Source organism: Aureibaculum algae (assembly GCF_006065315.1).
GTDB classification, from domain to species: Bacteria; Bacteroidota; Bacteroidia; order Flavobacteriales; family Flavobacteriaceae; genus Aureibaculum; species Aureibaculum algae.
Map to the genome: position 1 here is coordinate 1,109,575 of NZ_CP040749.1, position 20,382 is coordinate 1,129,956.

General features: G+C 31.7%; 21 protein-coding genes. 2 read left to right on the top strand and 19 right to left on the bottom strand.

Features of this window, described 5'->3' with window-relative positions; genetic code table 11:
- Positions 1-125 precede the first annotated feature (125 nt).
- Together FF125_RS04280 and FF125_RS04285 are read left to right on the top strand one after the other, a co-directional pair.
- The gene (locus FF125_RS04280) at positions 126-542 is read left to right on the top strand and encodes a CBS domain-containing protein (protein ID WP_117881534.1); all 417 of its coding nucleotides are present in this window, start codon (positions 126-128) and stop codon (positions 540-542) included.
- Between the two features lie 140 nt (positions 543-682).
- Positions 683-1,441, top strand: a complete 759-nt coding sequence (locus FF125_RS04285; RefSeq protein ID WP_138948618.1) for a zinc-dependent peptidase — start codon at positions 683-685, stop codon at positions 1,439-1,441.
- Between the two features lie 3 nt (positions 1,442-1,444).
- Here FF125_RS04285 and FF125_RS04290 read toward each other — a convergent pair whose 3' ends face one another.
- The 19 genes from FF125_RS04290 to FF125_RS04380 all read right to left on the bottom strand — a co-directional run bounded on the left by FF125_RS04290 (position 1,445) and on the right by FF125_RS04380 (position 20,381).
- Positions 1,445-2,209 (bottom strand): sulfite exporter TauE/SafE family protein, encoded by a 765-nt coding sequence (locus FF125_RS04290; RefSeq protein ID WP_138948619.1) that lies wholly within the window; start codon positions 2,207-2,209, stop codon positions 1,445-1,447.
- 30 nt (positions 2,210-2,239) lie between these two features.
- Positions 2,240-2,626, bottom strand: coding sequence for a VOC family protein (locus tag FF125_RS04295; RefSeq protein WP_138948620.1), 387 nt, complete (start codon positions 2,624-2,626; stop codon positions 2,240-2,242).
- 93 nt (positions 2,627-2,719) lie between these two features.
- Positions 2,720-3,175, bottom strand: a complete 456-nt coding sequence (locus tag FF125_RS04300) for a DUF1801 domain-containing protein (protein WP_138948621.1) — start codon at positions 3,173-3,175, stop codon at positions 2,720-2,722.
- 30 nt (positions 3,176-3,205) lie between these two features.
- Positions 3,206-4,150: a 2-hydroxyacid dehydrogenase gene (locus FF125_RS04305; RefSeq protein ID WP_138948622.1), complete on the bottom strand. Its 945-nt coding sequence runs from the start codon at positions 4,148-4,150 to the stop codon at positions 3,206-3,208.
- Positions 4,151-4,298: 148 nt separating this feature from the next.
- On the bottom strand, positions 4,299-5,159 hold the full coding sequence (gene atpG, locus FF125_RS04310) for an ATP synthase F1 subunit gamma (protein WP_138948623.1): 861 nt from the start codon (positions 5,157-5,159) through the stop codon (positions 4,299-4,301).
- A 74-nt stretch (positions 5,160-5,233) separates the two neighbouring features.
- Positions 5,234-6,811, bottom strand: coding sequence for a F0F1 ATP synthase subunit alpha (atpA, locus tag FF125_RS04315; protein ID WP_138948624.1), 1,578 nt, complete (start codon positions 6,809-6,811; stop codon positions 5,234-5,236).
- Positions 6,812-6,825: 14 nt separating this feature from the next.
- The gene (gene atpH, locus FF125_RS04320; protein ID WP_138948625.1) at positions 6,826-7,380 is read right to left on the bottom strand and encodes an ATP synthase F1 subunit delta; all 555 of its coding nucleotides are present in this window, start codon (positions 7,378-7,380) and stop codon (positions 6,826-6,828) included.
- Positions 7,381-7,875: a F0F1 ATP synthase subunit B gene (locus FF125_RS04325; protein WP_138948626.1), complete on the bottom strand. Its 495-nt coding sequence runs from the start codon at positions 7,873-7,875 to the stop codon at positions 7,381-7,383.
- Positions 7,876-7,945: 70 nt separating this feature from the next.
- Positions 7,946-8,152 (bottom strand): ATP synthase F0 subunit C, encoded by a 207-nt coding sequence (gene atpE, locus FF125_RS04330; RefSeq protein ID WP_117882232.1) that lies wholly within the window; start codon positions 8,150-8,152, stop codon positions 7,946-7,948.
- A 57-nt stretch (positions 8,153-8,209) separates the two neighbouring features.
- Complete coding sequence (gene atpB / locus FF125_RS04335; RefSeq protein ID WP_138948627.1) at positions 8,210-9,289, bottom strand: F0F1 ATP synthase subunit A; 1,080 nt, start codon at positions 9,287-9,289, stop codon at positions 8,210-8,212.
- Between the two features lie 116 nt (positions 9,290-9,405).
- Positions 9,406-9,801: a hypothetical protein gene (locus FF125_RS04340; RefSeq protein ID WP_138948628.1), complete on the bottom strand. Its 396-nt coding sequence runs from the start codon at positions 9,799-9,801 to the stop codon at positions 9,406-9,408.
- A complete protein-coding gene (locus FF125_RS22305; protein WP_138948629.1) occupies positions 9,798-10,043 on the bottom strand; it encodes an AtpZ/AtpI family protein in 246 nt (81 codons plus the stop codon). Before FF125_RS22305 ends, FF125_RS04340 begins: the two co-directional genes overlap by 4 nt.
- Positions 9,994-10,410: a bactofilin family protein gene (locus tag FF125_RS04350; RefSeq protein ID WP_138948630.1), complete on the bottom strand. Its 417-nt coding sequence runs from the start codon at positions 10,408-10,410 to the stop codon at positions 9,994-9,996. Before FF125_RS04350 ends, FF125_RS22305 begins: the two co-directional genes overlap by 50 nt.
- An 80-nt stretch (positions 10,411-10,490) precedes the next feature.
- A complete protein-coding gene (gene porW, locus FF125_RS04355; protein ID WP_456236595.1) occupies positions 10,491-12,734 on the bottom strand; it encodes a type IX secretion system periplasmic lipoprotein PorW/SprE in 2,244 nt (747 codons plus the stop codon).
- Between the two features lie 162 nt (positions 12,735-12,896).
- Complete coding sequence (locus FF125_RS04360; RefSeq protein WP_138948632.1) at positions 12,897-13,592, bottom strand: ABC transporter ATP-binding protein; 696 nt, start codon at positions 13,590-13,592, stop codon at positions 12,897-12,899.
- A gap of 97 nt (positions 13,593-13,689) precedes the next feature.
- A complete protein-coding gene (locus tag FF125_RS04365) occupies positions 13,690-15,168 on the bottom strand; it encodes a DUF5687 family protein (RefSeq protein ID WP_138948633.1) in 1,479 nt (492 codons plus the stop codon).
- A 226-nt stretch (positions 15,169-15,394) separates the two neighbouring features.
- Entirely contained in the window at positions 15,395-18,742 is a 3,348-nt protein-coding gene (locus FF125_RS04370) for a ThuA domain-containing protein (RefSeq protein WP_138948634.1), read from the bottom strand.
- A 12-nt stretch (positions 18,743-18,754) separates the two neighbouring features.
- Positions 18,755-19,930, bottom strand: coding sequence for an AIR synthase related protein (locus tag FF125_RS04375; protein ID WP_138948635.1), 1,176 nt, complete (start codon positions 19,928-19,930; stop codon positions 18,755-18,757).
- A 13-nt stretch (positions 19,931-19,943) separates the two neighbouring features.
- Positions 19,944-20,381 carry a retropepsin-like aspartic protease gene (locus FF125_RS04380; RefSeq protein ID WP_117881492.1) on the bottom strand — a complete coding sequence of 146 codons (438 nt, stop codon included), beginning with the start codon at positions 20,379-20,381 and terminating at the stop codon, positions 19,944-19,946.
- Between the last annotated feature and the right edge of the window lies 1 nt (position 20,382).

Here is a 20,382-nt window from a genome sequence, read left to right on the forward strand (position 1 = left end):
TATGTGGTTTTCTTCTAACACGTAATTTAAATTAAACGTAATAGTTCTCAATACTGATATTTATCATTTTAATTTGGCTTTATTTTTAGGAAATTTAACTAATAAACATAAAAGGTTAAATCATTATGAAACATAAAGAACCTGTATCTAGAATTATGACACAAAATGTTGTCGTCATCAAACAAAATGCAAAATTACCAGAAGCTGATAAATTGTTCAAAGAACATAAAATTAGACATGCACCTGTAGTAAAAAATAAAAAGATTGTTGGTATGTTAAGTTTGACTGATTTATCTAGAATAAGTTTTGCTGATAATTATGATGATAATGAATCTATTGATGATTCTATTTACAGTATGCTTTCTGTAGGTCAAATTATGGCCAATAACCCAGTAATAGTTTCTTCAGAAACCATAATTAAAGACGTAGCATCGTTATTAATCAATAAAGAATTTCATGCTCTGCCAGTGGTAGATAATGATCAATTAGTGGGGATAGTTACCACTACAGATTTGTTAAAATATTTAGTTGATAGATGTTAATAAGGATGTGAAACTTAGAAAAAAGCACTCTTTTTTGCTAAAATAGTCGTATTATAGCGGTAGAAAAGAAAGAATACTTTAAAAGTTAACTCTCAGCTATGGGTTAATTTAAAAGAAATTGCTATTTAAAAACAACTATTTTGATAGAACTTGTAAGCCTTGTCTTTGGTGCAACTAATTTGAACCGTTTTGTGCTTTTTCCAAATTTTATGTTTGGAGCTCAAAGGGCTATAATTGCCGATAATTTCCCTTTTTATAATAATTTATCTATTATAGATAAACGTTGTTTTGAACATAGAGTATTAAAATTTATTGAGGCTCACAATTTTATTGGACGCGATGGTATAGTCATCACAAAGAAAATGGAGTTATTAATTGCCTCTACTGCGGTAATGTTAACTTTCGGAATGAGAAGATACTTGTTTTCTCAGTTTGACAATATCGTTATTTATCCTAAAAATTATGTTTCTAAAGTGACCAATAGACGTCATCAAGGAGAAACGAATCCGAGATTGGGTACAATTGTTTTCTCTTGGGATAATTTTATGGATGGAATAGAAATTGAAGAAAATAATTTAAATTTAGGCTTGCATGAATTAACCCATGCTATGCATTTTAGTTTTTTAAAAGAAAGTAGTTTTACTTCCGTTGTGTTTTTAGATCATTTTACGGCATTGTTAGAGAGAATGAAAGATAAAAAATTACAGCGAAAAATTGTAAAGTCAGGTTATTTAAGACAATATGGTTTTAAGAATCAGTTTGAGTTTTTATCGGTAGTGGTTGAGCATTTCTTTGAAACACCACATGAGTTCAATCAAAAATTGCCAGAAGTATATAAGATGGTAAAGCAAATGATGAATTTAGATACATTGAAAATGTCTTCTAGGCGTTCAGCTTAAGGTTTATTTAAATAACATTACCAAAGCTCCTATTGTCGTTACAATGAGAATAAATTTTCTATAATTTAGGTTAGATATTTTTTTAACGATCATCACACCTATAAAAAATCCTAAAACTACGGCAGGTATAAGAAGGGAGTTTAAAACCAGTGATTCTTTCGTAACCGTTTTCCATACAAAAAAGTGAAACGGTAATTTAAAAACATTTATTATAAAAAACAGCCAAGCTGCTGTACCGATAAATTCATTTTTAGGCAGTTTAATAGCTAGAAAATAAATATTTGATATTGGTCCAGCTAAATTACCTATCATGGTTGTAAATCCCGCTAAAAACCCTGCAGAACTGGAAAATGCAATATGTGTGGGGATTGTTGAAGATTTTCTTTTTTCATTATAAAATAAAATAAGCACAGAAGCTATAATAATTATAGCCATCAGCCTTTTAAAAAGCAATTCAGAAATATCATTTCCAACCCATACACCCACTAGAACACCAACGACCATCCATGGTAATAATTTTTTTATATATGTCCAATTGGCATGTCTATTATAATATATTACAGCGAATATATCAGCAAATATGAGCATAGGTAACAATACACCAGTAGAGGCTTTTTCGCCAAATACAAATGCTAGAATTACCACATTAAGAATGCCAATACCTTTAATGCCAGATTTAGATAAACCCAATAAAAATACGGCTAATAGTATAAAGATCCATTGTTGGGTGGACAGTTGATATGCATTAATAATTTCGAGGTACGACATTAATTGAAAAAGTTCATTTAGGAAATAAATTTATAAAAATGCAGCATCTTTCGGTTCCCAAAGTTCAATTTTATTACCATCTAAATCGAGAATCCAACCAAATTTTCCATATTCAAATTCCTCTATTTTGTCAATGACTGTAACGCCTTCTTTTTTAAGTTCATCCAGTAATTCAACTAAGTTTTCTACCCTATAATTAAACATAAAGTCTTTTTTAGAAGGCTCAAAATAATTAGAGTCTTGCTTAAAAGGACTCCATTGTGTAGAACATTTATTCCCATCTTTATCTTTCCACCAAAATGTACAACCCCAATCATCTGTATTAAACCCTAAATGTTTATTATACCAGTCTTTTGTTGCATTTGGGTCATCAGTTTTAAAGAATATACCGCCAATACCTGTTACTCTATTTTTCATCTGTTATGTTTTAAAAGTTTTATTTTGTCAGATGGAATGCCATAACTATCATTTCCTTAGTTTTCTAAACTTTGGTTATGGCATTCCATAATATTATTTTTTTATTGTATTTTCATAAATTTGAATCCACTCAGCAACAGTCATTTTCTTAGCTAATTTTCCAATAAGTTCATAGGGAATTTCATTAGTATACTTAAATCGTATACAGCTTTTACCCATATCTAATTTTCGTTTACTGTAGTCGGGGTATTCAGCTACAAACCAATCTAACAGTTCTTTTTTAGCATAAATACCACTATGATATAAGTTGATGGAATTTTTCTGTGAAGCTAAATTTATAAAAGGTAAAGGTAACTTAGGATCGCAATGATAACCATTGGGGTAGATTGAATGTGGAATATAATACCCAATCATATTATAATTAATTCCTTCTTCATATCCTTTTGGTAGATTTTTCAATAAAACTAGCCTTACTTTTTTAAGAGGTTCTTTTCTGTCTTCTGGTAATTGGTCGATATAATCTTCAACCGAGTTGGCTTTATAATTCATAATAGATGTTCATCACAATTAGCGAACAAGTTATGAAAAATTTGCTTCAACCTTATCAACTATAGTTTGGGCTAATTTTTCATTACTTTCAATTGTCCAGCCAGCAACATGGGGAGATAAAATTACATTTTCTGCTTTTATCAAATATTGAAAAGCTTCGGGCATGTTTTTATTGGTAAATAAATTCTCAAAAGATGATTTTTCATATTCTAAAACATCTAATCCCGCACCTAAAATTTTACCAGATTTTAGGGCATCTACCAAATCTTTCGTCACCGCACTTTTCCCTCTCGCTGTATTTATAAACCAAATCGGTTTTTGAAAGGCATTAATAAAATCAATATTAACCATATTAAGGGTTAAGGGCGTTTGTGGTGTGTGTAAACTAACAACGTCCGTTTTCGCTTGAAATTCAGATAAGGTAACTTGTTTACAGTTGTCATCACCAACATTAGGTTTAATATCATAGCAAAGGATTTCTACATCAAATCCTTGTAGTTTTTTGGCAAAAGCTTTGCCCATGTTTCCATAACCGATAATACCGACTGTTTTACCATCTAGTTCTAAACCACGATTATCTTCACGAAGCCATTTTCCTAGTCTAACTTCCTTGTCAGCTTTATTGAGTTTGTTAAATAAAGACAGTAACATACCTAAGGCATGTTCGCCAACAGCATTTCTATTTCCTTCGGGTGCTGCTATCAGTTGAATGTTTTTTGATGTAGCATAATCAACATCAATATTTTCTAATCCCGCACCAACTCTTGCTATAAACTTTAAATTTTTAGTGCTGTCAATAAATGTCTTATCGATTGTAAAACGGCTTCTGATAACCAAACCTTGGTACTCTTTTATTTTGTTTTCAATACGTTCTTTTGAGGAAGTAAAATCTTCGTCACAGATATAGCCTAAATTTTCTAAACCTTTTTTTAGTAGCGGATGGTTGCTATCAAGAAATAATACTTTTTGTGTCATGCTTATAAATAAAAACACCCAAAGATATTAAATCTTCGGGTGTTCTGATATTATTTTATAGATGATTTACAATGAGTCAATTAATGACATTCGTAAAACTATAATTAATTATTGAATGCTTCCGCACTGATTAAGAATTTGACTTCGCCTAATTATTTAGTGCTTCCGCACCACCAACAATTTCTAAAATTTCGTTCGTAATAGCTGCTTGACGTGCTTTGTTATATGACAATTTCAATTGGTCACGTAATTCAGTCGCATTATCAGTCGCTTTATGCATGGCTGTCATACGAGCACCGTGTTCTGATGCGTAAGAATCTCTTACGGATTTATACAATTGTGTTTTTAAAGATTTAGGAATTAAACCTTCAACAATTTCAATTTTTGAAGGTTCAAAAATATAATCTAAATTCACATTTTCATTACTAGCTTCAGAAACAATTGGTAAAAACTGTTCGTTAGTTGTAATTTGTGTTGCGGCATTTTTAAATCTGTTGTAAACAATTTCAATGTGATCATAAGATCCATCAGCATATTGCTCCATTAAAGATTCGGCAATTTTCGCAGTATTGTCAAACGTTAAGTCGTCAAATAAATCACTATGATTTGCAACTACATTATGTTTTTTTGACAATAAATCATTTGCTTTTTTACCAATAGTTATAACATCCACTTTTTGATTAACATACGTAGAATGAATAATATCAAGAGCTTTTTTTATTACAGAAGTATTGAAGGCACCACAAAGACCTCTATTGGAAGTTACCACAACTAAAAGCACTTTTTTTACCTCTCTTTTTTGAGCATAAACACTTCCAACATCACCTTCTAAGGTAGCACTTAAACTTTGCAACAATTCAGTTAATTTATTGGAATAAGGACGCATAGCAGTAATTGCATCTTGGGCTTTTTTCAACTTAGCAGCAGATACCATTTTCATGGCACTCGTAATCTGCATGGTTGAACCAATAGATGAAATTCTGTTTCGTATTTCTTTTAAATTTGCCATTTGTTTTTAGTACACAGTATAAAGGTATTACGTATTAAAATGTCAACATTTTAATACGTAATACACTTCTCTAATTAAATGTATTTTTCTGATATTTCTTTAGCAGCATTCTCAATAACTGAAATTGCATCTTCAGTTAATTTACCTGATTTTAAAGTATCTAAAGTATCTCTATGTTTAGTGTTTAAAAAGTAAAGAAAATCTTTTTCAAATTCTTTTACTTTTTCAACAGGTACATTTCTTAATAAATTTTTAGAACCAGCATAGATAATTGCAACTTGATCTTCAACAGTAAAAGGATCGTTTTGAGCTTGTTTTAAAATCTCAACATTACGTTTACCTTTTTCAATTACATTCATTGTTGCAGCATCTAAATCAGAACCAAATTTTGCAAAAGCTTCTAATTCACGATATTGTGCTTGATCTAGTTTTAAAGTACCTGCAACTTTTTTCATTGATTTAATCTGAGCATTACCACCAACACGAGATACAGAAATACCTACGTTAATTGCTGGTCTAACACCTGAATTAAATAAATCAGATTCTAAGAAAATTTGTCCATCCGTAATAGAAATTACGTTTGTTGGTATATAAGCAGAAACATCACCTGCTTGAGTTTCAATAATAGGTAATGCAGTTAAAGAACCACCACCTTTTACTAAATGTTTTATAGAATCAGGAATGTCATTCATTTGCTGAGCAATAGTATCATCATTGATCACTTTTGCAGCACGTTCTAATAATCTTGAGTGTAAATAAAATACATCACCAGGATAAGCTTCACGTCCCGGTGGTCTTCTTAATAATAAAGAAATCTCACGATACGCTACGGCTTGTTTAGATAAATCATCAAAAACAATTAATGCAGGACGACCAGTATCTCTAAAAAATTCACCAATTGCAGCACCTGCCATTGGAGCATATACTTGCATAGGAGCAGGGTCAGAAGCATTTGCGGCAACAATAGTTGTATACGCTAATGCACCACGTTCTTCTAACATATTTGCAATAGCCGCTACGTTAGATCCTTTTTGACCTATAGCGACATAAATACAATATACGGGCTCACCAGCATCAAAAAATTCTTTTTGATTTAAGATAGTATCTAAAGCAACAGTTGATTTACCTGTTTGACGGTCACCAATAATAAGTTCACGTTGACCTCTACCAACAGGAATCATAGCATCAATAGCTTTAATACCAGATTGCATAGGCTCAGTAACAGGCTCACGGAAAATTACACCAGGAGCTTTACGCTCTAATGGCATTTCGTAAGTCTCACCTGTAATAGGTCCTTTACCATCAATTGGTTCTCCCAAAGTGTTCACAACTCTACCTACGATACCTTCACCAACTCTTAACGAAGAAATTCTTTCTGTACGTTTTACTGTAGCTCCTTCTCTAATATCAGTTGAATCACCTAATAATACAACACCAACATTATCTTCTTCAAGGTTAAGTACCATACCTTCCAATCCGTTTTCGAATTCTACTAGTTCACCGTATTGTACATTGGCTAGACCGTAAACACGAGCAATACCATCACCTATCTGTAAAACAGTACCTACTTCATCTAAAGAAGCGTTACCATCAAAACCTGCTAATTGTTGTTTTAAAATTGCTGATACTTCAGCTGGATTTATTGTTGCCATTTATTTAATTTTTATTAAAACTTTGGTACGTAATGATTATGTTCAAATTCTCTACGTAAATTATTCATTTTTCCTGTAATACTAGCGTCAAATTGTTTATCGCCAACACGTAAAATAAATCCGCCAATAATTGATGGATCAATAATGTTTTCAATACTAACCTCTTTACCTACTATTTCTTTAACCTTTATTAGTATTTTTTCTTCTAAGGCTTTAGTTAAAGGAATCGCCGTGGTTACTTTCGCTACTTCAGAACCTTTATGAAGGTCATAAATTAGTATATATTGTTTTGCGATTTGAGATAAGATAGATAATCTTTTATTCTCAATAAGTAAATCAATAAAACGTATTGATATTTTATCAAGATTTTTAAATACTGCTAACAAAGCAGACTTTTTAATTTTTGATTTGATTACAGGACTGCTCAACATAATTTGCAACTCTTTACTGCCTTCCATAGTAGAAGCAATAGATTGCATATCGTCATTAATAGTGTCGGCCTTTTTTAATTCTAACGAAAGATTTAAAACAGCTTTGGCGTATCTTATGGCAGCTCTTGAGTGCTTCATCTAGTTCAATTTTACATCGTTTAACATACTTTCAACTAACTTTTCTTGTTTGTCTTTATTTGAAAGTTGTTCTTTTAAGACTTTTTCTGCAATGCCTATTGAAAGATCTGCTACTTGATTTTTTAAGTCAGTAATAGCTGCTAATTTTTCGTTTTGGATACTAGTTTTAGCCTGTTCTATAATTTTATTCGCTTGTGCTTTTGCTTCATCTTTAGCTTCAGAGATTACATTATTTTTCATCTCTCTAGCTTCTTTAAGCATAGCATCTCTTTCTGCACGGGCTTCTTTTAAAATCTTTTCATTATCAGATTTTAAATTTTCCATTTCTTGACGAGCTTTATCTGCTTCCAACAAAGCATTTTTTATAGAGTCTTCTCTTTCGCCTACTGCACCTAAAATAGGTTTCCAAGCAAATTTTCTAAGAATAATCAATAAAATAATAAAGGTTATACCAGTCCAAACAACAAGTCCTAATCCAGGAGTTACTAAATCCATTTTATATTTTTTATATATTAATTTTAAACAAAAATAAAAGTGCAACCAACCGTTACACTTTTATTTCTTTTTACTTAAGAAATGATACTACCACTGCAAACAATGCAACCGCCTCAACGAAGGCAGCTAAAATTAAAGCAGATGATTGAATCTTTCCATGCATTTCAGGTTGACGTGCCATAGCTTCCATAGCTTGTCCTCCAATTTTACCAATACCGATACCAGCTCCAATAGCTGCTAAACCAGCTCCAATAGCTGCAATAGATCCTACGTCCATGGCCTCAGTGGCTTGTAATAATGCTAAACTCATAGTTTAAATATTTAAAATTAATTATTAATGTTCTGCTTCTTCAGTTGCCATACCAAAATATAGGGCAGACAATACTGTAAATATGTAGGCTTGTATAGCCGTTACTATAATCTCAATAACCGTAATAAACAATGCAAATGCAACTGATACAGGTGCAACCGCAACTGATTTAAACACGAATATTAAAGACATTAATGCTAATATAATAATGTGACCTGCTGTAATGTTAGCAAACAAACGAATCATTAATGAGATTGGTTTCACCATCATTCCTATTAGTTCAATAGGCATTAAGAAAATTTTCATGGGTACAGGCACTCCTGGCATCCAAAAAATATGTTTCCAATAATTTTTATTACCTACCAAAGTTGTAATTATAAACGTGAATAAAGCAAGGGTAAAGGTAAATGCAATATTACCACTTACGTTAGCTCCGTTTACAATAGGTATTAAACCAAATATATTATTAATCCAAACAAAGAAGAAAATGGTTAATAAATAAGGCATATATCTTTTATACGTTTTTTCGCCAATCATTGGTACGGCAATCTCATCTCTTACAAAAACGATTAAAGGTTCTACAAAACTTGCAATACCTTTAGGTACAAAATTTTCTGATTTTTTATAACGTCTAGCTGCACCAATAAAAATAAGTAATAGAACCAACACAGAAACCCACATCATAAATACATTTCTAGTAATGGAAAAATCATAAGGTTTTACAGCGTTAGTAGGATGGTGTTCAGCATCAAAGGTAACCGAAGTTTCACCGTCATTTAGCTGGTATACTTTTTCATGTAAATTAACAAATTTACCGCCATTCTTCTCAACGATATGCGTGCCTGAGTTATCATGATGAAATTCAGATGACATAAAAGTAGTCAATCCATTATCCGTCCATAATATAACAGGAAGGGAAATAGAAACTGGATGTCCGTCCCAATCCCAAAGATGGAAACTATGAGCATCCTTTACGTGATGCATGATCATTTCTTTAGGGTCGAACTTTTCGTCCCCGGTTTTTTCTTCGCCTGAAGCGAATCCGTTTAGGGAAATGGAGAATAACAATCCTAATAAAAAAAATCTAAAGGTGTTGATTTGCATTACGTATTCAATTAAAAATATATCTCTTAAAATTCCGTGCAAATGTAAGGACATTTAATTAAATGGCAAATATTATTTTATTATAAATTTTAAGTAAAAGTTTTGTATAAGAAAGGTTATTTTCCTTTCAATAAATCACTTATATATAAGACTTCAAAGGCTAAAAATAAAAAATAAGGGATAAAAAAATTAAAAACATCTGGTTTTTTATTTTCAAAATCAGAAAGTAGTAATGGTAATAAAAATACAATTGCAATTATCATTTTGAGCAATGTACTAACCATAAAAATATTAAAAACTTGGTTATTACCTTCTGAATGTTTGTAATTAATAATGCCATAAATAGCAAAGGTTACCAAACAATGAAAAGTATAAATTTGCCATAGTGGAAAGAAAAGATTTCCATCATAAAAATAATGGATTAAATAACTATGTACAGCAAAAAGTACTATTGTGAAAAATAATAGTTTCAATAAAAAAGAACCTTGTCTTTTCTTAAAAATTGTATTCATTTATCTTTAGATGAGTGGGTTATCTGTCTAATAACGATATATATCGAAATTAAAACAGACGCCAAAGATAATACAATTGTATAGATATTGTGTGTGTTTGGAAAATGTTCATCCAACTTTACCCCAGCATATGAACCAATGCCTATGATCGCAAACATTTGAATGGCAACACCAGAAAATTTAGCGTAAGTATTAAGCTGTTTTTTCGGCTTTTCTTTGTTGTTGGCTTTGTTGCTGCTCATTTCTAAGTGCTTTAATATTTCCTTTCATGTTACAAGAAGCATTGAAATTTGCACCTGGTTCTACAGAAAGTTTTCCTAAAACGACTTCACCATTTATAGTGGCAGTTGACTTTAAAGATAATAATTCATCAACATTTAAATTGCCAGAAAATTTACCTTCGATATCAGCATTACTGCAATCAATAGTACCGTCAACAGAACCTTCTTTACCAATAACAACTCTACCTGATGTTTTAATAGTACCTTTAACGTTACCGTCAATTCTAAAATCGCCATCAGATTTTATATCACCTACAAATGAAGAATTTTTACCAATAATATTTCTCTCTAATACTTGTCCTGGATTTGTCTTTTTTTCAGAAAACATAATTTAATTTTTAAATTTAAACTTCATTTAACTTTTTATTACTTGTAGGGGAGCAATAAAATTCTCTTTCTTGATACTACTTACTGACCTGAATTTGCCGAATCACTATCAAAATTCTCTAAAATTTCAACAGCACGTTTACCTTCTTCAGTATTCGGATAACTTAAAGCAACAAAACTTAATGCTTCTTTAAAAGCTTCAGCTCCTATTGTTTTCATTAATATATGAGCTTTTAACAACTCTAGCTTCGGAATTATTGGTTCATCCTTGAAACGTTCAATTGCTTTTTCCGTTTTTTGATAAGCTTCAACATAATGCTGAAAATCATAATTACAATAGATGTCGTTATATATTGCTTCTGGTGAATTAGCATCATCATAAGCTAATATTTTTTCGGGATTTAGAATGATTTTTGCATATCTAGACTCCGGATAATTAGAAACGACAACGTTTTTGTATTTATTGCTTTTCGTTTCATCAAAATTAGCATAAATTTTATATAAATGATAATTTATAGGAAGAATTAATTTTTCAACAGGGTTAAAGGTCAATAGTTTTTCTAATCGTTCTGCAGCCAGAGGGTATTCTTTAAATTGTTCCTTGTAAATGATTCCTAAATTATAATAAGCATCATTTCGTAAATAGGTGATACTATCTAGGTCACTTTTTTTAGTAGGAATTCTGCTGATGTAATAATCTAATTCATACTTTTTAGAGGTGTCAAAATTATCTTCAACAACTAACAAATCCGTTTTTTTAGTATTATCACTAATAGCTTTTTTCGCAGATATTCGCCAGTTGTCTTCTAAAGCTCTATTACCCCAAGACCGTTTAAATTCTTGTTTTCCAAAACCTGCAACATTGTTATTGTAAAAGTAAAATTTACCACCCTTAGAACTGCTTTTCGAAGAGTCGTCAGATAAATTTCCAAAACCAGTGGTACTCTCTAAAGCATTTTCTAGTTTTATTTTAGCCAATTCATCAACTTTTTTAATACTGTCTATATAGCCTTGATAAAAAGCTTCTTGTGCTGCTTTAGGTAGTGCAGCTATTTTTAAAATACTATCATTTGTATTTGCCAAAGCTTCATAGGTAATTACTTCTTCTAGACTTTCACGTTTTCTAACCAAACGTCTAATACGTTTTTCGTTTTTGTTTTTAGTGATACCTATAATACTATCATAATAGGCACCAGCCAATTCAAATTTTGCTTTATCAAAATAAATATTACCAATGGCTTCATAGGTCAATTCCTTTTGGTATTCTATTCCGTTTACTGCTCTTAATGATTTTTCAAAATCTTCTAAACCTATTTTTATGCTATCGTTTTGAGATTCTATGAGTCCCTTGTGATAATACAATTCATCTAGAAAAGGTCTATTATCTCTATTTTTAATTAGTTTTTTAAATCGTGCTAAAAACAAAGCCGTACTGTCTTCTTTTGTATAGTTTTTTGCTCTATCAATCTGTGCATGTACCTGATAGCGTAGCGGAGCTTTATTGAAATTCATCAATTTCTCAAAATAGAGATTTGAAGAATCAATTTTTTGCTCGTTTCTGTAAACTTGCCCCAGAATGAATAGGTTTCGGGATTTTTGCTTAGGATCTACAGAAAATAATACAGCACTATCTAAATGTTTTATTACTAAATCAGTACTGTCTAAAGCTTGATACGCCATTGCCATTGTGGTATGGCCATCTTCAACAAGTTCTAACGGTAAGTTTAAGTTTTTTAATAAGTATTGTAGGGTTTCAATTGCTAATTCTTCATTTTGCAAACGCACTAATGTTTTCGCTTGCCAAACTCGAGTTTGATCTTTTAGGTCGTTTTCAGTATAGTTTTCTAGTACAAAATTAAAAGCTTCTAGGGCTGGTACAAATCGTTGTGAGTAGTATCTAGACTTACCTAACAATAAATAAGCATCGTCAATTTGTCTATTCCTTTCCTTGCCTTTAATGTCCATTCCATGTTTCTGAATGGCTTTTACAGCTTTTTCTTCTGCACGTTCAAAACCAGTTGCTGTACTTTCTGTATCGCCATTGTTGTCTTTAGGTGGTGATGAAGGATTAATTAAAATGGCCTTATCATCCTCTTCAATTTTTAGCGGCTCAATTGGAAGTAACTCCCAAAAGTTGTCAGCATATTTATCGTCTAATTGTAATTTGGCTTGGTCATAAGCAACTTGCCCATTGTATAGCACATTATACTTGGTAGATAGTGCATGCATGTTTCTACTTACCAGATTATTCTTTTTAGTTGAGCAACTAATAAGAATAAGTAAAAATGCACTAATGAAAAGCCAGAGGGGAAACTTTTTAATCAAAATTCGAATTTGTCTAGTAGTGTAACTACAAATTTAAGGGATTATTGTCCTACTTGATAAAAAAAAACAGGATTGAAATCAGTTTCTGCTAAAAAAGGTTGGTTTCGCTAAAAGAAATTGTACAGAAATTAAACGTTAATTAACGATTAAAAATTGATTTTTTTAAACTGAAAAATGACCTTCTAATTCTTTTAAGGTAGCTTCTGAAGTTTCAATATCTTTAATCAATTCTCCTTTTTCCAACACCACAATGCGTTCACAGACTTCAGTAACATGGCCAAGGTCGTGACTAGAAATTAAAATTGTAGCTTTATTTTCTTCTGTTAAAGACTTTAGTAATTTTTTAAGACGAATTTGAGTGGTTGGGTCTAAATTGGCAAATGGTTCATCTAAAATTATAACTTCAGGATTTCCAATTAAGGCAGCTACAATTCCAGCTTTTTTCTGATTTCCTTTAGATAAATCACGTAAATATTTACGTTTTCCTATAATTTCACCATTAAATAATTCTTCAAAGGGTTCTAAAAAAGTATCAACATCAGCTTTGTTCATGCCACGTAGCTCACCAATAAAATAGAAATATTCTTCAGGAGTTAGGTAACCAATCAAAAAACTTTCATCTATAAAAGCAGCTGTGAAAGGTTTCCAATCTTCACTTTTGTCTACTTGAATTTCGTTATTTGTAATAGCACCTGTAGTAGGTTGTATTAAGTCTAACAACAGATTGAAAAAGGTAGTTTTCCCAGCTCCATTGTTACCTACCAATCCAAATGATTGTCCTTTTGGAATTTCTAAATTTTCTAATTGTAAAACCGTGGTTTGCCCGTATTTTTTTGAAATATTTGTTACTTGTATCATGTCGTTTAAATTTTAATATGCCTTAATTTTGCTACTGCTACTGCTACTGCTACTGCTACTGCTACTGCTACTGCTACTGCTACTGCTACTGCTACTGCTAGTTATCTTGGTCAAAGGCATTAATCATCTTGTATTTTGTGTCTATATATCTTTTGGTAATACCTTTCATTATTTTTTCATGAAAAACAATCCCAATAATTCCTAAAATGATAAGGGTTGTAATACCTGCTTCAAAATTGATAAACTTATAAGGAATGTAAAAGAAAATCATCGGAATAATCATTAAGGGAAATCCGATAATCCATTGCACGGCTCCAGTACCTTGGTAATTAAAAGCAGCTCTTTGGGTTAAATCAATTTTTTTACGATTAAAAGAACCTCCATATAAAAGCACATGCGTATTAACTCCAATGTTATAGATCATAGCAGCGAAATGAACCACTAAAACTTTCCAACCAAAATAAACATAAGGTATGCTGATCACAAACATTAAAATGGCACTCATCATCATTAATGTATATTTTGAATTTAGGTATTCTTTGTATTTAATGTTTTGACTCATCAATAATTTGTAATAACCACTATCCCATGCGGGAATAAATTGACCAAAATTGATCATAAAAATTCCAGTTACGAAAATCCCTACAAATACATAAAAACTAACCATATTTTGATATACAGGGTTCGGGTAAAAAATCAATCCATAAAGCAAACCAATGGCCACAATAAAAACTGAAGAACGGGGTCTTTTGTTACGCCATAGCAATTTTAAATCAAGTTGTAAAAAGGGAGCTACAGAGCCAAATCTTCGGGTCCAAGCCATGTCTGTTGTGGTGGCAATTTCCGTTTTCGCTTTTAGCGATCGGTCTATATATAATTTCTGTTTTAAAGATGTGAAGTTGGTATAGTACAATAAGATCAAAATTCCTATTGGAATAATTAAGATTAACGGATTTGCAGTGATGGCATTTACAGCACTACCCACTAAGTCATTAAATGAAACAATATTAAAATAGTTAAGTCCAAATAAGATTCCTGAAAAAGCTAAAATTGGTAAAAATGACAATTCTGTTTCGGCAGATTTACTTTCTATAATAAAATTTAAAAAGTTAGTAATCAGTGTTAGGGTAATTATCAAAAACATCCAAGTAAAAACTACTGAAGCTCCATATCCGTTTATTAGTAATATCACAGCAAAAGGGATAACCGTAAATAATGGTAAAAAATTGAAAAATGAAATGGCTGATTTACCCAAAACATAATGTATAATACTGCTTCTTTTTATAGGTAAAGTTAGCAACGGTTTTATGTTCATTACCGGCAATTTCTGAAAGAAAAATCGCATTAATAAATCGCCCAACAACCAATAGAATAAAAATCCATTGACAATTAGTAATGGGTCTTGAGTCGGAAATTTATCTTTTAGTATAGGGTAAAGGCCAAAACCAAGGCCTAAAAACATAAGTATAAAATACAATGCAAAAAATACCATTACAATATTTAATGCCATGCTTTTTTGCCAATATGAAGAGCGGAAAAACTGTTTCCATTGTAAGCTGAAAAATCTTGAGATCATGTTGTTGATTTGGTGTAATTAGTAGTTCTAAATATTATTTTGTTACATTATTTCTATATGATTTAATTAAAAAAGTACTGTCAATTCGAGCGTCCTGAGATATTCGGGAGAGAACTCATCAATAACATATAAAGTTAGGTTTCTACTCCACTCAACCTGACAGCAGAATGTGCGAATTAATTAAAAACACCCCCATTGTATCTATCAATAGGGGAATTTTGAAAATCTAATAATTTAACTGTATTGCATTTGCATTACAAATAAATTGCTGTTTATCAGCTCCATTTTTAAATACTAGAAAGAAGTCTGTAACTTCATTTGTAGGAGTAATTTTTATGTTAGATACTTTTAATTCCCCCTTGTCTTTACTGAAATAATTCAATTTGGTTGTGCCAATTAATTGACCAGTTTTTGAACCAATTCTTATTTCTAATATTCCTTCGTAATTATAATTTTTGCCAAAATATGCTGTAAAATCGATACTTTTCAACCCGTTCAAATCTATTTTATTGAATTTAAGAAATGAATTATCCTTAATTGAACCTACAAGATTATTTCCATTGGCATTCCAGTTACTAAGCCCATCACTTTTTTTATTAGCTTTTTGAGCTTCTAGGTAAGGTGGTTTAAAAATGAGTTGTTTACGCCCGGTTAATTCAGCACTTTCTAAACCTTCTTTTCCTTTATCGGTATATGAAGCTGTTAGAATGTAAACACCATTTTTGTCATTTGTATCATGTTCATTAAAAGTTAAGGTTCCTTTTAACGGTAATAATTTAGTGTCGTCACTTTCTAATTTTAATGATAAAACATAATCAACAATTTTGTTTGCATCACTTGTGCTTAAAGTAGGGTGTGCTACCATCATGGTTTCACCCCAAACTCCTGAACCTCCATTTAAAATTTTGTTAATCAGATGTCCAGTATCCTTTTTACTATATTTATTAGCAATATCCTTATAACTTGGTCCGTTCACTTTTTTATCAATAGCATGACAAGCCTTACAATCAGCATTGTCAATGATTGTTTTACCTTCAGGATCTATGATTTGTTGATGACCTATGGTAGCCTTTACCATATCTCTACCTTGCGGAATGTAGTTTAAAGAGACTTTAACATCTTTTTGGTCTATACCATTATTTGTGGTGGTACCATCTTGTTTATCTTTTACCGAAATGTCATAAGCAACAGTTTTTCCTTTCCAATAAAAAGGATTGGATTCATCTGTTGTAATGGTAATTTCAGGAATGTCATTACCAACAAGTATTTTTTGACTTGCCGTTGCACTTTCGCCTGACTTATCTGTAACTTTTAGTTTAACAGTATAGGTGCCAATCTTGTCAAAAGTAATTGTTGGGTTTATTTCCGTAGATTGAACTATGCCATTATAAGACCACTCATAAGTTAGCTCATCATTGTCGTAATCTTCAGACAAATCACCTCTAAAATTTATAGTGAGTGGCTCACCTCCAATCGTATGATCATTTTTAATCATAGCGATAGGTTTTCTATTCCCTTTAATATATTCAATACGGTCTAAACGAGCATCCATATTTCTTGTGTTCCAAGATTGACCATATTCTAAAACATACATATTACCATCAGAACCAAAAATCATATCCATAGGATGAGAAAATTCAGAATTTGGCATAAAAGCATCCGCTTTTACATAGTCATAATTATCATCTAAAGTAACCACATAAATCCAGTCACGCATCCACTCATAAACGAATAATTTATTTTCAAAATACTCAGGAAAAGTTTCCTTTGCATTTGGCGAATCATCTTTGTGAAAAACGGGACCCGACATTGGGTTTACACCTCCAATTCCCAACCATGGAAATTCTTCAGAGGCATCATAAGAAAACCAAATTTGTGATTCTTTTACAGGCGGTAATTTTTGAATACCTGTATTGTTTGGTGAGTTGTTGATGATATTATTTGGGTCAAATTTTGGACCTGATGTGTTTGTGGTAAAATCAAAATCATTATAGGGTTGGTTATTTCCTCGAGTATATGGCCAGCCATAATATCCTGCTTCTCTGGCTTGGTCAAATTCACCCATTCCTTTAGGTCCTCTGTTAGGATTGTCTTTTCCTGCATCAGGGCCAATATCTCCCCAATATACAAAACCTGTTTTACTATCAATTGAAAGTCGAAAAGGATTTCTATTACCCATTATGTAAATTTCTGGACGGGTTTTATCAGTGCCTTCTGGAAATAAATTTCCTTTTGGAATAGAATAGGTGCCATTATCTTCAGGTTTAATTCTAAGAATTTTTCCGCGTAAATCGTTGGTATTTGAAGCAGATTTTTGGGCATCCCAAAGAGCTCTTCCTTCTCGCTCATCAATGGGAGCATATCCATCAGATTGAAATGGATTGGTATTGTCGCCAATCGTTATAAATAAATTGCCTTTTGGGCCAAATTCTAATGCACCACCGCTATGACAGCATTTTCTTATAACGGGTACTTCAAGTAATAATTTTTCAGACTCAAGTATGAGTTTGTTATCAACTAAATTAAAACGAGAAATATGCTGTAGAGGTTCATCTCCTGGTTTAGAATAAAAGAGGTAAATCCAGTTGTTTTTTTCATAGTTAGGATCAACAGCTAAGCCTAATAAACCATCTTCATTTCCATAAAACACATCTAGTTTGGCAATTTCCTTTGTTTTGTTCTCTTTAAAGTCAAATAATTTTAAAGTACCTCTTCTTTCAATAAATAAGATACCTTTTCCAGGTAACTCATCCAATTCCATTGGTTCATCAAGGTTAAAATCTAATACTGTTTTTACAAATCTATTTTCTTCAGGTATTTTTTCTGTGGTTGCTTTTCCGTAATCTAAAATGTTATCTCCAATAGTATAGCGTATACCTCCTAATAAATGATCGATAAATTTAGGATTTTTATAGGTTTCATCTGTATGTCCTAATTCAGTGTAAAAAGATTTACCACCATCATAATCGTGGTACCAGCTTATTGGATGATTTTCAGGATTTTTTCCTCCTTTATAACTGTTTTCATCTACTTTGATGAGAACATTAATATCAGGATTGATATTTTTGAAATTATACCATTCGTCCGTTTTTATCCAAGTACTGTCCAGATGTTGCGTAGAAAGGTGTTTATTGTCAACTATAGTTAAGGTAGCTTCTTGAATTTTAGGATGGTTTTCGAAATAGGCACCAGCTAATTTACCATACCAAGGCCAATCATATTCCGTATCAGTGGCAGCATGTATACCAACATAACCACCGCCTGCTTGAATATAGCGTTCAAAATTTGATTGTTGACTTTGATTTAAAACATCACCAGTCGTATTTAAGAATACAACGGCAGAATAGGTTTTTAGTTTTTCTTCCGTAAACCAATTGGCATTATCAGTAGTGTCAACTAAAAAACCGTTTTCGGCTCCCATTTTAAGAATAGCAGTTGCTCCAGCGGGTATAGATTTATGTTTAAATCCCGCTGTTTTGGTAAAAACAAGGATTTTTTTCTCTTTAGATTTTGTTGTACACGAAATAGCCAACATTAAGATAATAATGGTGGTAAGCTTTAAGATTGATTTCATTTATTGATTGGGTTAGTACACAAATGTACCAAATTCACTTTTAATAGTAAGTTTTTTTGTTGATGATGCTTCAACTTTACCAATAACTTGAGCATCGACATTAAATGAATTAGAAATTTTAATAATATCGTTAGCAATGGCTTCAGGAACATATAATTCCATTCTATGACCACAATTAAATACTTGATACATTTCTCTCCAATCGGTATTTGACTGTTCTTGAATCAATTGAAACAAAGGAGGTACATCAAATAAATTATCTTTAATGATGTGTAAATTGTCTATAAAATGAAGAATTTTGGTTTGTGCCCCACCACTACAATGCACCATTCCGTTAATTTCAGCTCTATATTGCTTCAAAATTTCGCTGATAATTGGAGCGTATGTTCTGGTTGGTGATAGTACCAATTTACCAGCATTTATAGGTGAATTTTCAATAGCGTCCGTAAGTTTTACCTTTCCAGAATATACTAAATCGTCAGGTACAGCGTGATCAAAACTTTCCGGATATTTTTCAGCTAAGTACTTTCCAAAAACATCATGTCTGGCAGAGGTTAAACCGTTACTACCCATTCCGCCATTATATTCTGTTTCGTAAGTCGCTTGTCCAAAAGAAGACAATCCAACAATAACATCACCCGCCTTTATATTAGCATTATCAATAACATCACTACGTTTTAATCTTGCTGTTACGGTAGAATCTACAATTATGGTTCTTACTAAATCACCAACATCGGCAGTTTCTCCTCCTGTTGATTTTATAGTAACCCCATGTTTTTCTAGGTCGGTAATTAGTTCTTCTGTACCGTTTATTATGGCAGAGATTACATCTCCGGGAATTAAGTTTTTGTTACGCCCAATGGTTGATGAAAGTATAATGTTATCCGTTGCTCCAACACATAATAAATCATCAACGTTCATAATTAATGCATCTTGAGCAATACCTTTCCAAACTGAAATATCGCCAGTTTCTTTCCAATACATATAGGCCAATGAAGATTTTGTACCCGCACCATCTGCGTGCATAATCAGGCAATATTCATCATCATTAGTTAAATAATCGGGAACTATCTTACAGAAGGCTTTAGGAAAAAGTCCTTTGTCTATATTGCTTATGGCTTTATGTACATCTTCTTTTGATGCAGAAACGCCTCTGAGGTTATATCGTTGGTCTGAAGATGAGCTCATTTTTTTATTGGTTTTATTTTGAAAGGTATAATTTACGCTTTTTGTAATCTATAATAGCATTGCCTTTTTCTAAAACATCGGCACCAATAATTCCGTTAACCGGTTTGGCTTCTTGTTTTGTTAGGGCGTTGTTAATATGTGCTAAATCAATTAATACAAGTGGTATTTTTTTTATTTTGAAATCGCTTATTTCAATTTTGTTTTTTTTTGAAATTTGAGTGTCAATTTCTGCCGATCCTGCACCCGCAGCTTTATGTTCTGAATCTTCGGTTTTTAAACCAAAAGTTTCTATCTCATCAAAACCAACACATGAGTTTGAAGCACCAGTATCTAAAATAAATCGTCCTTTTATACCATTAATTTTAGCTTTTATTTCAAAATGATTGGTGGCAATTTTTTTTAATTTGATGCTAATGTACTTTTTGTTTAATAAAAAGGCTTTCAGACTCATA

Bases quoted from the DNA above. Each gene is read 5' to 3' on its own strand.
- atpA (WP_138948624.1), bottom strand. From the start codon at position 6,811: ATGGCAACAATAAATCCAGCTGAAGTATCAGCAATTTTAAAACAACAA.
- FF125_RS04290 (WP_138948619.1), bottom strand. From the start codon at position 2,209: ATGTCGTACCTCGAAATTATTAATGCATATCAACTGTCCACCCAACAA.
- atpB (WP_138948627.1), bottom strand. From the start codon at position 9,289: ATGCAAATCAACACCTTTAGATTTTTTTTATTAGGATTGTTATTCTCC.
- FF125_RS04305 (WP_138948622.1), bottom strand. From the start codon at position 4,150: ATGACACAAAAAGTATTATTTCTTGATAGCAACCATCCGCTACTAAAA.
- atpH (WP_138948625.1), bottom strand. From the start codon at position 7,380: ATGAAGCACTCAAGAGCTGCCATAAGATACGCCAAAGCTGTTTTAAAT.
- FF125_RS04280 (WP_117881534.1), top strand. From the start codon at position 126: ATGAAACATAAAGAACCTGTATCTAGAATTATGACACAAAATGTTGTC.
- FF125_RS04380 (WP_117881492.1), bottom strand. From the start codon at position 20,381: ATGAGTCTGAAAGCCTTTTTATTAAACAAAAAGTACATTAGCATCAAA.
- atpE (WP_117882232.1), bottom strand. From the start codon at position 8,152: ATGGACGTAGGATCTATTGCAGCTATTGGAGCTGGTTTAGCAGCTATT.
- FF125_RS04370 (WP_138948634.1), bottom strand. From the start codon at position 18,742: ATGAAATCAATCTTAAAGCTTACCACCATTATTATCTTAATGTTGGCT.
- FF125_RS22305 (WP_138948629.1), bottom strand. From the start codon at position 10,043: ATGAGCAGCAACAAAGCCAACAACAAAGAAAAGCCGAAAAAACAGCTT.
- FF125_RS04295 (WP_138948620.1), bottom strand. From the start codon at position 2,626: ATGAAAAATAGAGTAACAGGTATTGGCGGTATATTCTTTAAAACTGAT.
- FF125_RS04340 (WP_138948628.1), bottom strand. From the start codon at position 9,801: ATGAATACAATTTTTAAGAAAAGACAAGGTTCTTTTTTATTGAAACTA.
- FF125_RS04300 (WP_138948621.1), bottom strand. From the start codon at position 3,175: ATGAATTATAAAGCCAACTCGGTTGAAGATTATATCGACCAATTACCA.
- atpG (WP_138948623.1), bottom strand. From the start codon at position 5,159: ATGGCAAATTTAAAAGAAATACGAAACAGAATTTCATCTATTGGTTCA.
- FF125_RS04375 (WP_138948635.1), bottom strand. From the start codon at position 19,930: ATGAGCTCATCTTCAGACCAACGATATAACCTCAGAGGCGTTTCTGCA.
- FF125_RS04325 (WP_138948626.1), bottom strand. From the start codon at position 7,875: ATGGATTTAGTAACTCCTGGATTAGGACTTGTTGTTTGGACTGGTATA.
- FF125_RS04360 (WP_138948632.1), bottom strand. From the start codon at position 13,592: ATGATACAAGTAACAAATATTTCAAAAAAATACGGGCAAACCACGGTT.
- FF125_RS04350 (WP_138948630.1), bottom strand. From the start codon at position 10,410: ATGTTTTCTGAAAAAAAGACAAATCCAGGACAAGTATTAGAGAGAAAT.
- FF125_RS04365 (WP_138948633.1), bottom strand. From the start codon at position 15,168: ATGATCTCAAGATTTTTCAGCTTACAATGGAAACAGTTTTTCCGCTCT.